This is a genomic window from Aeromonas sp. HMWF017, from assembly GCF_003061465.1.
GTDB lineage: Bacteria > Pseudomonadota > Gammaproteobacteria > Enterobacterales > Aeromonadaceae > Aeromonas > Aeromonas veronii.
Genome location: NZ_QAJD01000046.1, coordinates 40,207 through 42,169 on the forward strand (window position 1 = coordinate 40,207; position 1,963 = coordinate 42,169).

The following is a 1,963-nucleotide window of genomic DNA, read 5'->3' on the forward strand; positions in this document are numbered from 1 at the left end:
GTGGTGGAAGTGATCAAGGTGGGCCAGCAGATCATCGAGCGCACCTATGGCTCGCTGCTTATTTACGGTCTGCTTTTTCTGTTCTTTTTTCTGGTCTGCTATCCGCTCTCGCTCGCCTCGCGCCGGCTGGAGCAACAATGGGGTAATGCGGTATGACACCTCTGCTTGAACTCGGTTCTGTCAGTAAACAGTTCGGCCCGAATATGGTGCTGGATCGGATCAGCCTCAGCGTGCGTGCCGGGGAGGTGATCGTCATTCTGGGGCCAAGTGGCTGTGGTAAGAGCACCTTGTTGCGCACCCTCAACGGGCTTGAACCCATTCAGGGGGGCGAGATCCGCTTTGATGGCGTGCTGCTGGATGGTGCCATCGACTGGCAGCGGGTACGCCAGCGGATCGGTATGGTGTTCCAGAGCTATCACCTCTTCCCCAACCTGACGGTGCTGGAAAATGTGCTGCTTGGCCCCCTGCAGGTGCAGAAGCGGGAGCGGGCAGAGGCGCTGCTGCAAGCCGAGCAGTTGCTGACTCGCATCGGCCTGTGGGAGCGGCGCCACGACTATCCGCGCCAGCTCTCCGGCGGCCAGCAGCAGCGGATCGCCATCGTGCGGGCGCTGTGCATGAACCCGCAGGTGATGCTGTTTGACGAGGTGACCGCGGCCCTCGACCCCGAGATGGTGCAGGAGGTGCTGGAGGTGATCCGCGATCTCGCCGGCAGCGGCATGACCCTGCTCATCGTCACCCATGAGCTGGCGTTCGCCCGGGCGGTGGCGGATCGCATCGTCTTCATGGATGGCGGCCACATTCTGGAGCAGGCCGCGCCCCACCAATTTTTCGACAATCCCAGGAGCCAGCGTGCGCGCCAGTTCCTCGCCAAGTTTTCTTATACAAATGTCATCAAACGAAAGGAGTCAGCATGAAAAAAATCACCTCGGTTCTGCTTAGTGCCTTATTGGGACTGGGTATTGCCAGTGGCGCCGCCCATGCGGCGGACGGTTCTCTCGACAAGATCAAGGCGCGGGACAAGCTCATCGTCGGCGTCTTCACCGATAAGCCGCCGTTTGGCTACGTGGACGAGAAGGGGAACTACGTCGGTTTTGACACCGATCTCGGCCGCCGCTTCGCCAAGGATCTGCTGGGGGACGAGAACAAGATCGAGTTCGTGGCGGTGGAGCCAGCCAGCCGCATCCCCTTCCTGCAGAGCGACAAGGTGGATCTGATCCTCGCCAATATGACGGTGACCCCGGAGCGGCGCGAGGTGGTGGATTTCACCAACCCGAACCTGCGAGTGGCGGTACAGGTGCTGGTGCCGGAAGGGAGTCCGGCCAAGAAACTGGATGATCTGGCCAGCAAGACCCTGATCGTGACCACCGGCACCACAGCCGATATCTGGCTGACCCGCAACCACCCGGAGTGGAAGGTCCTCAAGTTCGAGAAGAACACCGAATCTTTGCAGGCGCTGGCGCAGGGCCGTGGTGACGCCTATGCCCAGGACAACCTGGTACTGTTCAGCTGGGCCAAGGAGAACCCGGGCTATCGGGTACTGCCCGAAAAACTGGGCTCGGAAGACCCCATCGCCCCGGCGGTGAAGAAGGGCAATATCGAGCTGCGTGACTGGGTCAATGACCGTCTCGCCAAACTGGGTGAGGAGAAGTACCTGCTGAAACTCTATGACCAGTATGTGCGTGACAAGCTGAGCCCTGATACCGATCCGAATGATGTGATTGTCGAAGGAGGAAAATGGCAGGGTTAATGGACAAACCCTGTTTTGAAGAGTGTGTTGAGTGTGTGAAGTAAGTGAAGAGTGAGGTCTTGGTTCCGTTGGTATGCAAACCGCAAGGTTTGATTTTTCCGGGCGTCCCCTGCTAGAGAGGACGCCCTTTTTTATGGCTATGTCCCAATTACGTGTTGCATGGGGCGCCCCATCGCCTCATGCAAACATGCTTTGATATTTACGCCTTTTCCGTAA

2 protein-coding genes and 1 pseudogene are annotated in these 1,963 nt (G+C 58.8%); all 3 read left to right on the plus strand.

Annotation, left to right across the window (positions count from 1 at the left end; all coding sequences use genetic code 11):
* A pseudogene (locus DBR30_RS21595) lies at window positions 1-156 on the plus strand (amino acid ABC transporter permease); the annotation flags it as partial.
* Window positions 153-914: an amino acid ABC transporter ATP-binding protein gene (locus tag DBR30_RS04125; protein ID WP_108541092.1), complete on the plus strand. Its 762-nt coding sequence runs from the start codon at window positions 153-155 to the stop codon at window positions 912-914. The pseudogene DBR30_RS21595 and the gene DBR30_RS04125, both read left to right, overlap by 4 nt.
* Window positions 911-1,747, plus strand: a complete 837-nt coding sequence (locus tag DBR30_RS04130; protein WP_040067363.1) for a transporter substrate-binding domain-containing protein — start codon at window positions 911-913, stop codon at window positions 1,745-1,747. The genes DBR30_RS04125 and DBR30_RS04130 overlap by 4 nt, the downstream gene beginning before the upstream one ends.
* Window positions 1,748-1,963 lie beyond the last annotated feature (216 nt).